This is a genomic window from Janthinobacterium sp. 78 (assembly GCF_003096775.1).
In the GTDB taxonomy this organism is placed as follows: Bacteria; Pseudomonadota; Gammaproteobacteria; order Burkholderiales; family Burkholderiaceae_D; genus Janthinobacterium; species Janthinobacterium tructae.
The window spans coordinates 5,260,018-5,272,611 of record NZ_QENT01000001.1; the positions used below are offsets into that span (position 1 = coordinate 5,260,018).

Genomic DNA, 12,594 nt, shown 5'->3' on the forward strand with positions numbered 1-12,594 from the left:
AATGCGGCCTCTTTCGGGTCGTTAGCTCAGCTGGTAGAGCAGCGGACTTTTAATCCGTTGGTCGCAGGTTCGAATCCCGCACGGCCTACCACGAATACAGCAGTACAGATCAGGGTTAGCAAACTATCGTTTGCTAACCCTTTTTTGCGTCTTTATCCGTGATATTGCCCACATGGGGAAAATGTGCCCCGGTCACTGCCAAGTGCAGAAACTCTCCCGGAACTGCCTTAACCCAGCATATCCAGCTCGCCAGCTTCAACGATGCCATACAGGCAATGCGTCGAGAATGCCACTATTTGCGAAAAGAAAACGAATAAATGAAATTAATTATTGGCAACTAAATGCTATTCAAGCAATTTGAAATAAGCAATAATGCCTCTCTCTCAATTATTACATCCGACAAAAATGGCGTCCGTTCTTTTCAGGTACAGCACTTCGCGCGCACTGGCTTACTTGCTCGCAACCACATTAATGGCTGGCTGTGGTGGCGGCGGCAGCTCAAGCGGTGGAGGCGACGGAAGCAGCGGCGTTGCCCCTCCGGTGCCAATTGTCCCAGTGCCAGTTGTTCCGACGCCCACGCCTACATTGACATTCAGCGTGCCGACGGCCGCCGCCACCGCCGATGAGGGGAGCACGAAGGCATTGTCGCTGCTAGCGACCGTGAACACGCCATCGGATTTTCAAAATGCAAACAGTGTGTTCGCCTACGTCATCGATACGACAGGCGTGATACTGCCGGAGGTACAATTTTCCCAGCTAAGCTCAAGCAGTTACAGCATTCTGCTCCAGACTGCGCCAACGCTGCCCATCGGAAAACATACAGGCACTTTTTCAGTCAAAGTTTGCAAGGATGCCGCTTGTACGCAACACTTCCCCGGTTCGCCGATGCAGTTGCCATATGCGATCACTGTCGTGCCGATACCCTTGTCACCAATGACAGTGGCGCCACTGGGCCTTCTCAACGCGACCATTTCTGCAGGTAATCCGGCGCCAGCACCCGTCACTGTCAACGTCAGCGCGAAAAGTCGCACATGGACTGTGAACACGAACGCGGCATGGATCAAAGTCTCGACGGCAGCAGGTAGCGGCGTCAGCTCGTTTACTGTCGGCTACGATGTTTCCGCCATGGCACCTGGAGTCCAGACGGGCACTGTCGTAGTCACAAGCAGCGACGGGCAAATCGCCTCGCTGCCTGTCAGTGCCGAATTGCTGCCTGCCGCTTTTTCCATTGATCACGGCCAGATTACCTTCAATGGCATCAACGGCGCCCCCATTGCGGCAGCGCCCGTGAAATTTACGGTAGCTAACCTGGCGGCGAACTGGAAAGCCACCGCCAGCGCGGCATGGCTAGGCGTGACGCCGACGAGCGGCACCACGCCTGCCATTGCATCGGTATATGTCGATCCGGCGAACGGCAAGCTTGCCAGCGGCCGGCACGATGCAATCGTAACGATTACCGCACCGAACGTCAGCGACAGCAAGGTTCCTGTCACGCTGAACTTGACGAAAGCCACCTTAACGCCCTCGATTGACAGCATCACGCTCGGAGGACCTTATGGCCGCTCGCCTGCGTCGACAGCAAGCCTGACGCTGAATCTCAACACCATGGAGAACGCTTATCCCTGGTCGTTCTCGGCACTGCCTGCATGGCTGGGCGCGAGCGCTACCAGCGGTACGGTGAATCAGGCTGGCAGCAGCATTGTGTTTTCGCAAATCGGCGCCAGCCAGCCCATCGGAACCAGTACCACGACCTTGACCACAAGCACGCAAGTCAATGGCGATACCATCTCGGTGCCAGTCACCATCACCGCTCAGCGCGATACGCGCAAACTGCTGTTCTCGGAAGTCGGCATCGGGCTGTCTTCCACCCCAGGCTGGTCACGCCTGTCGCGCAAGGTCACCGTGCGCGACAACTTCGGGCTGGCCCCTGCATGGACTGCCAGTTCAGACAAGGCATGGCTGACAGTGCAACGCAGCGGAAATGCGCTGACACTGACGGCCGACCCATCCACTTTACCGGTCGACGCCATCAGCTATGCCACCGTCAGCCTGGCCAGCGAGAATGGCATTCAGACTTCAGAGCAGCTGCATGTGGCGCTCTGGAAAGGAAGCGTCACGCCTGCCGTCACGACGAAGTTGACGAAGACCTACAGCCACCTCAAGACCGATCCGATCCGGCCTTTGCTGTATGCAAACAACGGTGCAGGTAATATCGATGTGTATAACATCTATTCCGCCACCCAGGTCGGCACCATCAGCAATCTCGGTGCCGCGATGGGAGACATGAGCATCAGCCCGAATGGCCGGCATCTTTACACCTACGATACCGCCAATCGGAATATCATCGTCGTGGACCTGGCTACGCTGACGAAAAAAACCAGTTGGCCAATGGCAGCAGCAGTCCAGCAATCGTCGGCCTTGCTGGCGCTGCGGCCAAATGGCGTAGAGATTGTGGCAGCGGCCGACGGCAAGGCATACCTGGCCAGCACAGGCGCCGTGGTGGGCATGATCAGTAATGGCGACAGCATGGCAGCATCGAGCGACGGAAGCCGCCTCTACTTGCAAGATTCAGGCTATAGCCCGGCATCGGTAAGCGCAATCGCAGTTGACTACGCCGATATCGGTGGCGGCACACTGTTCAGCGCTTCGGCAGCCTCCGCCGGCTTCATCAACGGCGCATCGAATGGACAAGACATCGCGGTCAGCGCTGACGGCATGCGCCTGTATGTCGCTTCGGGGGCGCCATACCGCTGCAGCAGCGTAAAACCGTCGGACCTGAGCTTCATCGGCAGCCTCAGTGGCGGCGACGCCTACCCCAACAACGTCGAGGTGGGCAGCGATGACCGCGTTTACTGCGGCATCTCAGGCTGGTATTCGAGCGCCGATGTCTGGGTGCACGACGCAAACGGTGCACTGCTCAAGAGTTTCAAGTTTGCAGGGTACGCGAGGAACCTGATGACCCGCACCCTGGGTATTTCTGCTGATGGACTCATGATGGTGGGCCAGACAGACGACCCTCTGCTGGTATTTGTACCGGTAGGCCCATAAGGAGCGTAGCGGCGAAAATATTCCCTGTTTCGGCTGGTTGAAGTTCTTTTGACTACAGTATTCCTTGTCCGTGGCAACGGGGACCTTTAATCCCCTCCTGCCACGAATACAGCATTACAGACAGGATTGGCAAACTACCACTTGCCAACCCTTTTTTGCCCAAATTCAACCAGAGGCAAGCTGAACGAAAGCAGTGCGTGACGGATGCGGAAGGAATCTCCCCGCGAGCAATGCAATCGTGCGCCGCCAGTGCCGATATACTGGCGCATCTGCTGACGATACGGAAAGACGCACTGTGAAACTTGCCCCCCTGCTATCCACCCTGCTGTGCTCTTTATCGCTGCCCGCCCAGGCGCAAGCGCCCATCGTGCTTGACGGCCAGTACAGCGCGCGCACGGACGAGATAAGCTTGCAGATCATCGGCAACCGCGTCTGCTTCGCGCCCGACAAGGCGCAGTGGGGCCGCCTGCCCCGCCCTGCCGCCACGCACGCCGCGTGGTTTTGTTTCAGCAACGATGGCGAGGCGCGCCGGCTGCTGCGCGTGCCCGCGCGCCAGGCTGACAATTGCGGCTGGCAAGCGCGTGCGCGCATCGTCATCGACACGTATCAACCGTACGTCGAGCAAGGCGACGGCAACGACATGGCGCGTTTGCAATCGGTGGTAAAGGTGGCGCAACCGAACGCCATCGCCTGCGAGTAGTAAGTTTACCTACCCTAGTCGAGTTCGTATTCCTCCAAATAACGGACAAACAAGTCGCCATCGGCCAACGGGCACGCAAACCCCGCGCCCCAGTCGGCCAGCAGCAACTGCTCTTTCAAGGGCAGCAGCAGCAATTGCGGCATGGCGTCGCTGCACCACAAATCCACCACGATGCCGTCGTCACCCAGGCCGGCAAACAGGGTTTCCGTTTTCTCGCCGCCAAAGGCCAGCACGTTCTTGCATTCCACGCGATAACTGCTGTAGCCCGTGTAGACGGCGTCGTAGGGCGGCATGGCGTCCGCCAGCGCCAGCCGCAACTGGTCGGCCGTGAGGCCCAGCGCGCGCATCTGCGACGGCGGCGCCTCGGGCACGTACATCTGCGTCCAGCCGGCGCCGCTGCGGTGCGCGTCAGCAAACACCTGCTGCTCGCCCATCTGCGTCAAACAGTGCTGCAAGTTATCCAGCGGCAGCAGTTCGATCATGCAAAAATCATCTTCGTGATAATAGGCTTCGCGCATGCTTCAATTCTCCAGCAGATCTTGTAATTGGGTATTGCGCCGCGCCGTCAGCCAGCCAGCCCAGGTGTCGCTGGTGACGGACGGATAGCGCACGGCACCAAAATTCATCCAGGCATCGCGGTACGCCAGCCACAGGCGCTGGGTGGCGCGGATGCCATCCTTGCCCACGGCGCCCGCGTATGTCTCGGCCGGCTTCTTCATCAGCTTGCCGTAGATGGCGTTGAGCTCCTTGTCGAGCGCCGCCACCTGCTCTTTGGACATGCTGGCCGGCAACTTGCCCGCTTCGTACTCGCGCACATCGTGCGCCAGCAAATCGAGCTCGGCCGTGCGGGCGGCGATGCTCAGGGCGGCGCGCGCCGTGCCGCTCAAGTCCGTTTCGTTCGCTGCGCGCGCATCGGCAAACTTGCTGGCCGCCGCCTGCAGTTTTTGCAGCGACGCTTGCGCCACGGCCGGCATGCTTGCGCTGACTTTGCCTGTCGCCTGCGTACGCACTCTTTGTTTCTGGCGCGCATCGATGGCGCTGCACACGCCCATCATGTAGCCGCTGGTGATGTCGTCGCACCAGTCCATCATGCCGCGTCCGCTGGCATTGATCTGCTGCAAGTGTTCGATGCGGCCCTGCATCTCGGCCGGCGCCGCATCGATGCTGCACGCATACTTGAGCGCCAGCAGCGGATCTTTCTGCACGCCCTGTCCATTCTGGTACAGCATCATCAAGACGGCGCTGTTTTGCGTGGCCATCGCGCAATGGCGCGCGGGACGCCAGTCGGCAGGCTTGGGCGAAGACATACTCTTGGTATCGTAATACAGGTCTGTTGCCTGGCACTGCTGCAACGATGCCACGGAGGACGGCGCCGGCAGGTCGGCGGGCGGCGGCGCCGCATCCTTGACCTTCAGGCAAGTCGCATACCAGGCCGTGCTTTCCGCGTGGCCCACGCCCATGGCGCTGGTATTCGGGTACGGAGCGGCGGCAGCGGCAAAGCCCGGAGCGGCCAGCAGCGCGCCCGCGCCCAGCAATAGCGTTTTCAATGAGGGTAGACAAATTTTCATGTTCAGGCAGCGCCAGCGTGAGTAAAGCGGCAAGTTTAACTGATCATCCAGGCTGCACCCGCCCGTTACGCGCCTATCCCGCCTGGTAAGTAACGGTACTCCGGCTTGGCAGTGCAGGAAACCATGGGCAATAATGTTGCCCGCTGTACTCTTTTTCACTTCCCGGACCACGCCCATGACCTTACCCCGTCTTCGCCGTTCCCTCGGCTCCCTGCTGATCGCAGCGGCCTGCGCCTCGCTGGCAACGACCGTCCACGCCGCCGATATCAAGGCCACCACCCCAGTTGCCGCTACGCAAGCCAATGCCAAACATGCCATCACGCATGAAGACGTATGGCTGATGAAACGCGTGGGCGCGCCCGTCGCCAGCCCGGATGGAAAGTGGGCCGTGTTTTCCGTCGTCGACAGCGCCTACGATAGCAAGGAGCAATGGTCGGACCTGTGGATCAAGTCGCTGCTTGACGACAGCCCCGCGCGCCGCCTGAGCTATTCCAAGAGCGGCGAAAGCGCCGTGGCCTGGTCGCCGGACAGCCGCCAGTTGGTGTTCGTCGCCAGGCGCGACGGCGATGAAGCGGGCCAGATTTACCGCCTCGACGTGGCCGCTGGTGGCGAAGCGCAGCGCCTGACCTCGCTCACCCTGGGCGCGCGCATGCCGAAATGGAGTCCGGATGGCAAGCAATTGCTGTTCATCAGCGACATCTATCCAGGCAACAAGACGGAAGCCGACGTCAAGCAAAGCGCGAAGGAGCGCAAGGAACGCAAGGTCAGCGCCCGTTCATATGAAACGACGGCACCCCGCTATTTCGACAAATGGCTGACCGACAAGCAAGTGCGCCTGTTCGTCATCGACGCCGACGCCGCAGCACGAGGTGACAACACAGCGCGCGACATCCTGTCGGGCACGCAACTGGTCACCCTGCCGGGCTTTGGCGGCGGCCAGGGCGACGAGGGGCAATCCTTGGACGCCGTCTGGACACCCGATGGCAAGGCCATCGTCTTCAATGCGGCCACCAACCGCGATGCGGCGCAGCGCGAAGCCGTGTATTCACAACTGTATCTGCTGCCGGTGGCAGGCGGCGAAGCGCAGCGTTTGACGCAGGATAAGCATAGCTATGGCAGCCTGAAATTCGCCGCCGACGGCAAGACCCTGTTCGCCCTCAGCGACGCGCAAACGCCCGGTAAAGTGTATGACGTGAAGCGCCTGGCCAGTTTCGCCTGGCCGATGAGCAACCCTGCGCCAACGATACTCACGGCCAAGCTGGACCGTTCGATTTCGCGTTTCGTGCTGCCAGAAGGCGGCAAGCGCGTCATCTTCAGCTATGAACACGCGGGCCTGGAAAAGCTGTACTCGATCGATGCCAAGGGTGGTGACGTGCGCGAGGAGCCATCCTTGCCGACGGGCAGCATCAATTCGCTGAGCAGCGGCGGCAAAGCCCTGGTCGGCGTGTGGGAGTCGTCCATCAACCCACCGGAAATCTATGCCTTCACCGGCAAGCAGCCGAAACGCCTGACAGCCTTCAACACGGACAAGGCAAATAAAATCGACTGGCAGGCACCCGAGCACTTCTGGTTCACGACGGCCGACGGCCGCCAGATCCACAATATGCTCGTCAAGCCGGCCAATTTCGATCCGAACAAGAAATACCCGCTGTTTACCGTCATCCACGGCGGCGCGGCCAGCATGTGGCGCGACCAGTTCGTGCTGCGCTGGAACTATCACTTGCTGGCCAAGCCAGGCTATGTTGTCTTGCTGACCGACTACAAGGGTTCCACGGGTTACGGCGAGGAATTCTCGCGCTCGATCCAGTTCGACCCCTTGAAAGGCCCGGGCGATGAAGTCAACCAGGGCGTCGATGAGGCCATCAAGAAATATCCATTCATCGACGGCACGAAACTGGCCGCCGGCGGCGCCAGCTATGGCGGCCACCTGGCCAACTGGCTGCAAGCGACCACAACGCGCTACAAGGCCATCGTCTCGCACGCGGGCGAAATGGACTTGATCATGCAATGGGGCACCAGCGACGGCGGTTTCGGTCGTGAAACGAATGCGGGCGGCCCCGTCTGGTCGAACCTGCCCGTGTGGCGCGATCAAAGCCCCGTCATGCAAGCGGGCAACCATGAAAAAGGCACGGGTTTCACGACCCCGATCCTGATCACCGTGGGCGAACTCGATTACCGCGTGCCGGCCAACAATGCCTTGATGAACTTTGCCGTGCAACAACGCCTGAACGTGCCGGCAAAATTGCTGGTCTTCCCGGACGAAAACCACTGGATCTTGAAGGGCGAGAACAGCCGCTTCTTCTATAGCGAAGTAGAGGGTTGGCTGGCGAAATATTTAAAATAATCCTGCTGCGCACTTCTTGCAAAGCCAGGCTCCGCTCACGCGGGCCTGGCTTTTTTCATGCAGGCTGGACTGTGGCCACGGCCGCCTTCTGGCGGGCGATTGCCAGCACCAGCAGCGCGGCGACGAGGCAGGCGGCGCCAGCGGCGAACAGGGCCGGGTTGTAGGTCAGCATCAGGGTGCGGATGCGGCCTGCGCCATACGCGGCCACGGCGGCGCCCAGCTGGTGGCCGGCGAAGATCCAGCCAAACACCATGCCCGCCCGCTCCCGCCCAAACGTGGCCCCCACCAGTTTCACGGTGGGCGGCACGGTGGCGATCCAGTCCAGGCCGTAGAACATGGCGAACAGTGACAGGCCGTACAGGGTAAATTCCGAATACGGCAGCCAGAACAGGGACAGCCCCCGCAAGCCGTAATACCAGAACAGCAGTTTGCGGTTGTCATAGCGGTCCGACAGCCAGCCGGACAAGATCGTGCCAAACAGGTCGAACGCGCCCATCATGGCCAGCACGGAGGCGGCCGGCACGGCGGACAGGCCCGAGTCGCCGCACAGGGAAATGAAGTGCGTCTGGATCAGGCCGTTGGTGCTGAGGCCGCAGATGAAGAAGGTGCCGAAGAGTATCCAGAAGGTACGATTGGAAGCCACGCTACGCAGGATCACGAACGGCGTGGCAAACGTCATCTTTGCCGCAGGCGGCGCCATCAGAGGCGTGGCCGAGTCGGCGCCATACGGACGCAAGGCCACATCCTGCGGGCGGTTGCGCATGCACAGGAAGGCCAGCACGGCGACGATGGCGCAGCTGGCAAACACAGGCATGACGGCCGTGCGCCAGCCGAAGTGCTCGATCAGCCAGGCGCCTACGGGCAGGAACAGCAGCTGGCCCGTTGCCGAACTGGCCGTCAGCACGCCCACCACCAGGCCCCGGTGCGTCTCGAACCAGCGGTTCGCCACCACCGCACTCAAGACCAGCGCCGTCATGCCCGAACCCAGCCCCAGCAGGATGCCCCACAGGGCCACCAGATGCCAGAACTGTGTCATGCGCGTGGCCAGCAGCATGCCGCAAGCGATCAGGCCCAGCGCCACACAGATGACATTGCGCAAGCCGAAGCGCTCCATCAGGATGGCGGCAAACGGCCCCATCAGGCCAAACAGCACGAAGCGCACGGCCAGGGCCGAGGAAATCTGCTCGGCATCCCAGCCGAACTCGCGGCTCAAGGGCTGCATCAGCGCCCCTGGCAAGCCCAGCGCGGCCGACGAGGTCAAGGCGGTGAGGAAAGTGATGGCGACGATGACCCAGGCAAAGTGGATGCCGCGCCGCGCCAGCCATTGCGAAACAGGATAGGAAAGCATGCTGCCCTCATGAGTAAACGTGGATGCAGACCAGCACCAACCGGTCAGATTTTCCTCATGTTATATTATGATCGTAATTTATACAATCAAAAAAAACTGGAGCCACACTGCTGCGTGCGGCTCCAGTCCCGGCTTTAACGCATTACAGAGTGCGCTTATTTCACCTTCAAGCCATTCTTCACATCCGTCACGCCTTCCACGCCACGGGCCAGGTCGGCGGCTTTTTTCACTTGCGCCTGGGAAGGCACGAAGCCGCTGAGCATGACGACGCCATTCACCGTTTCCACGTGCACGTCGAGTGCTTTCAAGTCATTGTCCTTGACGAGGTCTGCCTTGATCTTGGTGGTGATGACGGAGTCTTCCACTGCCACCTTGGTGCTGCTGGCCGCATTGCGCGTCATGCAGGCGGCCTTGGCCGTCGCATCCATGGCGTCGCAGTTTTCTTTCATCGTGGCGGGGGGATTCTGCGCCACGTTGGTGCCGGCCCTGGCGCCCGTGTTGGCGTCCGCCAGCGCGGCCGTTTTCGCCGCCTTGGCATCGTTCATGCACGTGGTTTTATCGGTGCCCGTGCGGTCGCCGCACTTGGCCTTGGCCATGTCATACTCGGCATTGGCAACATCCTTGCGGGCCTTGCCCAGTTCGCGCGGCGTGTTGCGGTATTGCGCCACGGCGTCCGATTCGGCCTTGGCGCGCGCCACCTTGGCTTCTTCCACGCAGACTTTTTTCGCGTTGCCGCTGTGGGCATCGCAGGCAACCTTGGCCTGCTTGTAGTCGGCCGTTGCCTTGTCCGTCAAGCTCTTGTACGAGGCATCCTGCGCATACGCGGGCGCGGCGGCAAGCAGGGCGCTGGCACTGGCGGCCAGCATGAGTGCGATCATTTTGTTCATGATGGTTCCTCTCTGGTTAGTTGATGCCCAGATTAGACCCCTGCCGCACGCAAAGCTCCGTGCGACAACACACGCTGACAGGTCATCCGCGTAAAAATCAGCGTTTATTTGTCGCCGCTCAAGCCCTTCCGCCACAATACTTGCGCCTGTTCAAATGGTGAAGCGGCCCCATCAAATACACCCGCGCCATCTGCCAGCGCCAGCCATGCCTGCGTGGCGTGCGACCCGCCTGCAGCCTCGCCCCCCGCGCGCACGCCGCCCATCCAGGCCAGCACCTCCCGGTATTGCCCGGGGTGGCGTGCATGCATCCAGGCCAGGGCTACCAGATCCGCATAGGCCTCTTCGCGACGCGTCTCGCGCACCTCCTGCGCCAGCGGTGTCAACTTGCCGCGCTGCGTGCCGAGCGGCTCGATAAAGCCGCGTGGCAAGGCGTGCCAGTCGCCCTGTGCATAGCGCTGGCAATGGCCGATTTCATGCGCCGTCATCGCTTCGATCATCAGGCCCTGGCGCGCAGCCGGCACGCCCTGCAAGACACTGTCCGCCTGCGCATTGCCGCGCAAGGACAGCACCAGCTTGCAGCGCCCCCCTTCGTAGCCCAGCGCCAGCGGCACGGCGCCGGACGCATCCTGCGGCTGCACGATGATATCGATGGGCAAACCTTGCGCGCGCGCGAATGCGATGACGGGCTGGCCCGCCTGCAGCCAGCGGCTTTCCAGATCGGCAAGCTGGGCGGCAGCCACGGCGGGCACAGGGGATAAAGCGATGAGCAAGCTCATCAGCAAGAGCGGTTTCAACATGGAATCGACAGGAAGAAAGGAGGATTTATCACTGCAGAGTAAGCGGTGAAAATATTTCCACAAGGAAAAACTGGCAACTTTTCATAAATAAAGACGAAAAAAAACCGGTGCAGTGCACCGGCTTTTCACACTGACAATAGTCAAGGTCGGGATTATTTCTTCGCAGTCATTGCTTTGTCCAGCGCGCGGGCCGTGACGAATTCCGGACGGATATCGTTGGGCACGGCCTTCATCTTGTCGAGCGCCACCTGCACTTCAGGGCGGATGACCACGTATTTGGTCATCATCGCTTGCGCGCGCGCATAGTCGCCCGTCGCCTCGATGGCCAGAAATTCACGGTCCAGGTCGATCACGGCTTGCTTGATCTTCGCAAAATCGACGCCGAACTTGCCATCGCCCAGCGAGACAAAGCCGCCCTTGTCGAGGATGTAATTGATCTGAATGGCCATGCCACGCGCGTGCGAATCGGTCAGGCCGAAATGCAGGGTGCGGAAACCGGAGGCAAGGAAGGTGTTGTACAGCTTGCGCTCGGCCACGTCGCCCTGGCCCAGGGTATCGTTGAGCTGACCCTTGTCCATCATGTAGCGCAGCGCGAACAGGCCCGTGATGTCGGCCTTGGCTTCTTCGATGGTCGAGTATGCTTCCTTCAAGTCCTGGCGTGGCGTCGATGGCTTGCCATCGACGACGGTGGCGTGCGGGCCCAGGCCGTGCATGATTTCATGCGCGAGGATGTGCGTGAAGAAGGAATTGAAATCGACGTCCTGCTGCGCTTCGGCGCTCAGCACCAGTTTCGAGATCGGCGTCAGGGTGGCCTTGAACTTGGCTTCCTGCACGTTTTTCAGCATCACGCGCTTCGAGCCGCGCGCGCTGATGATGCGCTCGTCATTGGGCAAGTTGTAGGCGGCCGTCTGCACGGCCATGTTGCCATCGCCGGCGCCATATACCTGATTCACCACCACCATCGGCGCCAGCGCGCCCACTTTCGGATTGCGGTACCGGGCGTCGAGCGGCAGGTTGTCTTCCAGCTCCTGCATGTGTTTGGCGAAGAAGTTCAGCTTTTGCGTCTCGGCCTGGTCGCGGATGTTCACGTACGCTTCGAACGCGGCCTTGTAGCCGAACAACTCGTCGTTATATGTTTCGTACGGGCCGATGGTGATGTCGACGGGCGAATCGAGGTCCATCCAGGCGAAGTCGGACGGCAAGTAATCGTTGTCGAGGAAAGCCTTGGCGCGCAGGGTCAGAAATTTCTTCAGCGATGCGTTGTCCGTGGCGGCCGCCGCTTCGTCGAGCAGCTTGGCCAATTGCTTCAACTCCACCTTGTACTCGTCCGAATATTTTACCGTCTGGTATTTGCCATCCTTGCCCGCGCGAATCGTCGTGAAGAACCATTGCGCCTGCTGCTTGTCGTCCGGCGACAAGCCACTCATCCACGTTTCCAGGCTGGCCTTGGTGGCGCCCTGCGGATAGAAATTGCCCGCTTCCGGCTTGTGCGCGGGAATGGCGATACCGGCATAGCTGGCGGGCATGAACGAGGCATGCGCGTCGAGCACCGACCAAGGCCCCTTGTTGATCCAGAAATAGTTCAGACGGGCCTGGCCCAGCTTGGATTTGTCCTTCTTCAGCGCTGCCCACAGCGCTTCATTGCCGGACCAGCGCTGGCGCAGCTGCAGCACGTCGACCAGCTTGGCCGCCTCGACCAGCTTGGCGATGGCCTGGCGGTCGCCCGCAGACAGATGCGTGACATCGGCAGTCAGCGCGACGGGCGCATAGCGGGCGCTCATGCTGGTCAGTTGTTGCGCGGTGGCCGGGGTTGCCGGGGTGCCCGGCGTTGCGGCGCAGGCGCTGCCGACGGCGGCGGCCATCAGCAGAGGGAACAGGATACGTTTCATGGGGACCTCAGCA

9 protein-coding genes and 1 tRNA gene are annotated in these 12,594 nt (G+C 60.8%); 4 read left to right on the forward strand and 6 right to left on the reverse strand.

Annotated elements, in window-relative coordinates:
- Positions 1 to 15: 15 nt before the first annotated feature.
- The 3 genes from C8C92_RS23205 to C8C92_RS23215 all read left to right on the forward strand — a co-directional run bounded on the left by C8C92_RS23205 (position 16) and on the right by C8C92_RS23215 (position 3,748).
- Positions 16 to 91 (forward strand) — tRNA-Lys (locus tag C8C92_RS23205).
- Between the two features lie 506 nt (positions 92 to 597).
- Positions 598 to 3,048, forward strand: coding sequence for a BACON domain-containing protein (locus C8C92_RS23210; protein ID WP_133250817.1), 2,451 nt, complete (start codon positions 598 to 600; stop codon positions 3,046 to 3,048).
- A 295-nt stretch (positions 3,049 to 3,343) separates the two neighbouring features.
- Positions 3,344 to 3,748: a hypothetical protein gene (locus C8C92_RS23215; protein ID WP_116745345.1), complete on the forward strand. Its 405-nt coding sequence runs from the start codon at positions 3,344 to 3,346 to the stop codon at positions 3,746 to 3,748.
- A 14-nt stretch (positions 3,749 to 3,762) separates the two neighbouring features.
- On the opposite strand, the gene C8C92_RS23220 is transcribed toward C8C92_RS23215, so the two are convergent.
- Together C8C92_RS23220 and C8C92_RS27670 are read right to left on the reverse strand one after the other, a co-directional pair.
- Positions 3,763 to 4,266 carry a hypothetical protein gene (locus C8C92_RS23220; RefSeq protein ID WP_116745346.1) on the reverse strand — a complete coding sequence of 168 codons (504 nt, stop codon included), beginning with the start codon at positions 4,264 to 4,266 and terminating at the stop codon, positions 3,763 to 3,765.
- A 3-nt stretch (positions 4,267 to 4,269) separates the two neighbouring features.
- Positions 4,270 to 5,316 (reverse strand): lysozyme inhibitor LprI family protein, encoded by a 1,047-nt coding sequence (locus C8C92_RS27670; protein ID WP_207781037.1) that lies wholly within the window; start codon positions 5,314 to 5,316, stop codon positions 4,270 to 4,272.
- Positions 5,317 to 5,491: 175 nt separating this feature from the next.
- On the opposite strand from C8C92_RS27670, the gene C8C92_RS23230 reads away from it, so the two are divergent.
- Positions 5,492 to 7,660 carry a S9 family peptidase gene (locus C8C92_RS23230; RefSeq protein WP_116746098.1) on the forward strand — a complete coding sequence of 723 codons (2,169 nt, stop codon included), beginning with the start codon at positions 5,492 to 5,494 and terminating at the stop codon, positions 7,658 to 7,660.
- 55 nt (positions 7,661 to 7,715) lie between these two features.
- Here the strand turns inward: C8C92_RS23230 and C8C92_RS23235 are convergent, their stop codons facing one another.
- The 4 genes from C8C92_RS23235 to C8C92_RS23250 form a co-directional block, all read right to left on the reverse strand.
- Entirely contained in the window at positions 7,716 to 9,008 is a 1,293-nt protein-coding gene (locus C8C92_RS23235) for an MFS transporter (protein ID WP_116745347.1), read from the reverse strand.
- A 155-nt stretch (positions 9,009 to 9,163) separates the two neighbouring features.
- Complete coding sequence (locus tag C8C92_RS23240) at positions 9,164 to 9,895, reverse strand: BON domain-containing protein (RefSeq protein ID WP_116745348.1); 732 nt, start codon at positions 9,893 to 9,895, stop codon at positions 9,164 to 9,166.
- Between the two features lie 104 nt (positions 9,896 to 9,999).
- The gene (locus C8C92_RS23245; RefSeq protein ID WP_116745349.1) at positions 10,000 to 10,692 is read right to left on the reverse strand and encodes a hypothetical protein; all 693 of its coding nucleotides are present in this window, start codon (positions 10,690 to 10,692) and stop codon (positions 10,000 to 10,002) included.
- 152 nt (positions 10,693 to 10,844) lie between these two features.
- Entirely contained in the window at positions 10,845 to 12,581 is a 1,737-nt protein-coding gene (locus tag C8C92_RS23250; RefSeq protein WP_116745350.1) for a hypothetical protein, read from the reverse strand.
- Between the last annotated feature and the right edge of the window lie 13 nt (positions 12,582 to 12,594).

What these genes read in the sequence shown, in the direction of transcription:
- C8C92_RS23250 (WP_116745350.1), bottom strand. Translation starts at nt 12,581, where the DNA reads ATGAAACGTATCCTGTTCCCTCTGCTGATGGCCGCCGCCGTCGGCAGC.
- C8C92_RS27670 (WP_207781037.1), bottom strand. Translation starts at nt 5,316, where the DNA reads ATGAAAATTTGTCTACCCTCATTGAAAACGCTATTGCTGGGCGCGGGC.
- C8C92_RS23240 (WP_116745348.1), bottom strand. Translation starts at nt 9,895, where the DNA reads ATGAACAAAATGATCGCACTCATGCTGGCCGCCAGTGCCAGCGCCCTG.
- C8C92_RS23220 (WP_116745346.1), bottom strand. Translation starts at nt 4,266, where the DNA reads ATGCGCGAAGCCTATTATCACGAAGATGATTTTTGCATGATCGAACTG.
- C8C92_RS23235 (WP_116745347.1), bottom strand. Translation starts at nt 9,008, where the DNA reads ATGCTTTCCTATCCTGTTTCGCAATGGCTGGCGCGGCGCGGCATCCAC.
- C8C92_RS23230 (WP_116746098.1), top strand. Translation starts at nt 5,492, where the DNA reads ATGACCTTACCCCGTCTTCGCCGTTCCCTCGGCTCCCTGCTGATCGCA.
- C8C92_RS23245 (WP_116745349.1), bottom strand. Translation starts at nt 10,692, where the DNA reads ATGTTGAAACCGCTCTTGCTGATGAGCTTGCTCATCGCTTTATCCCCT.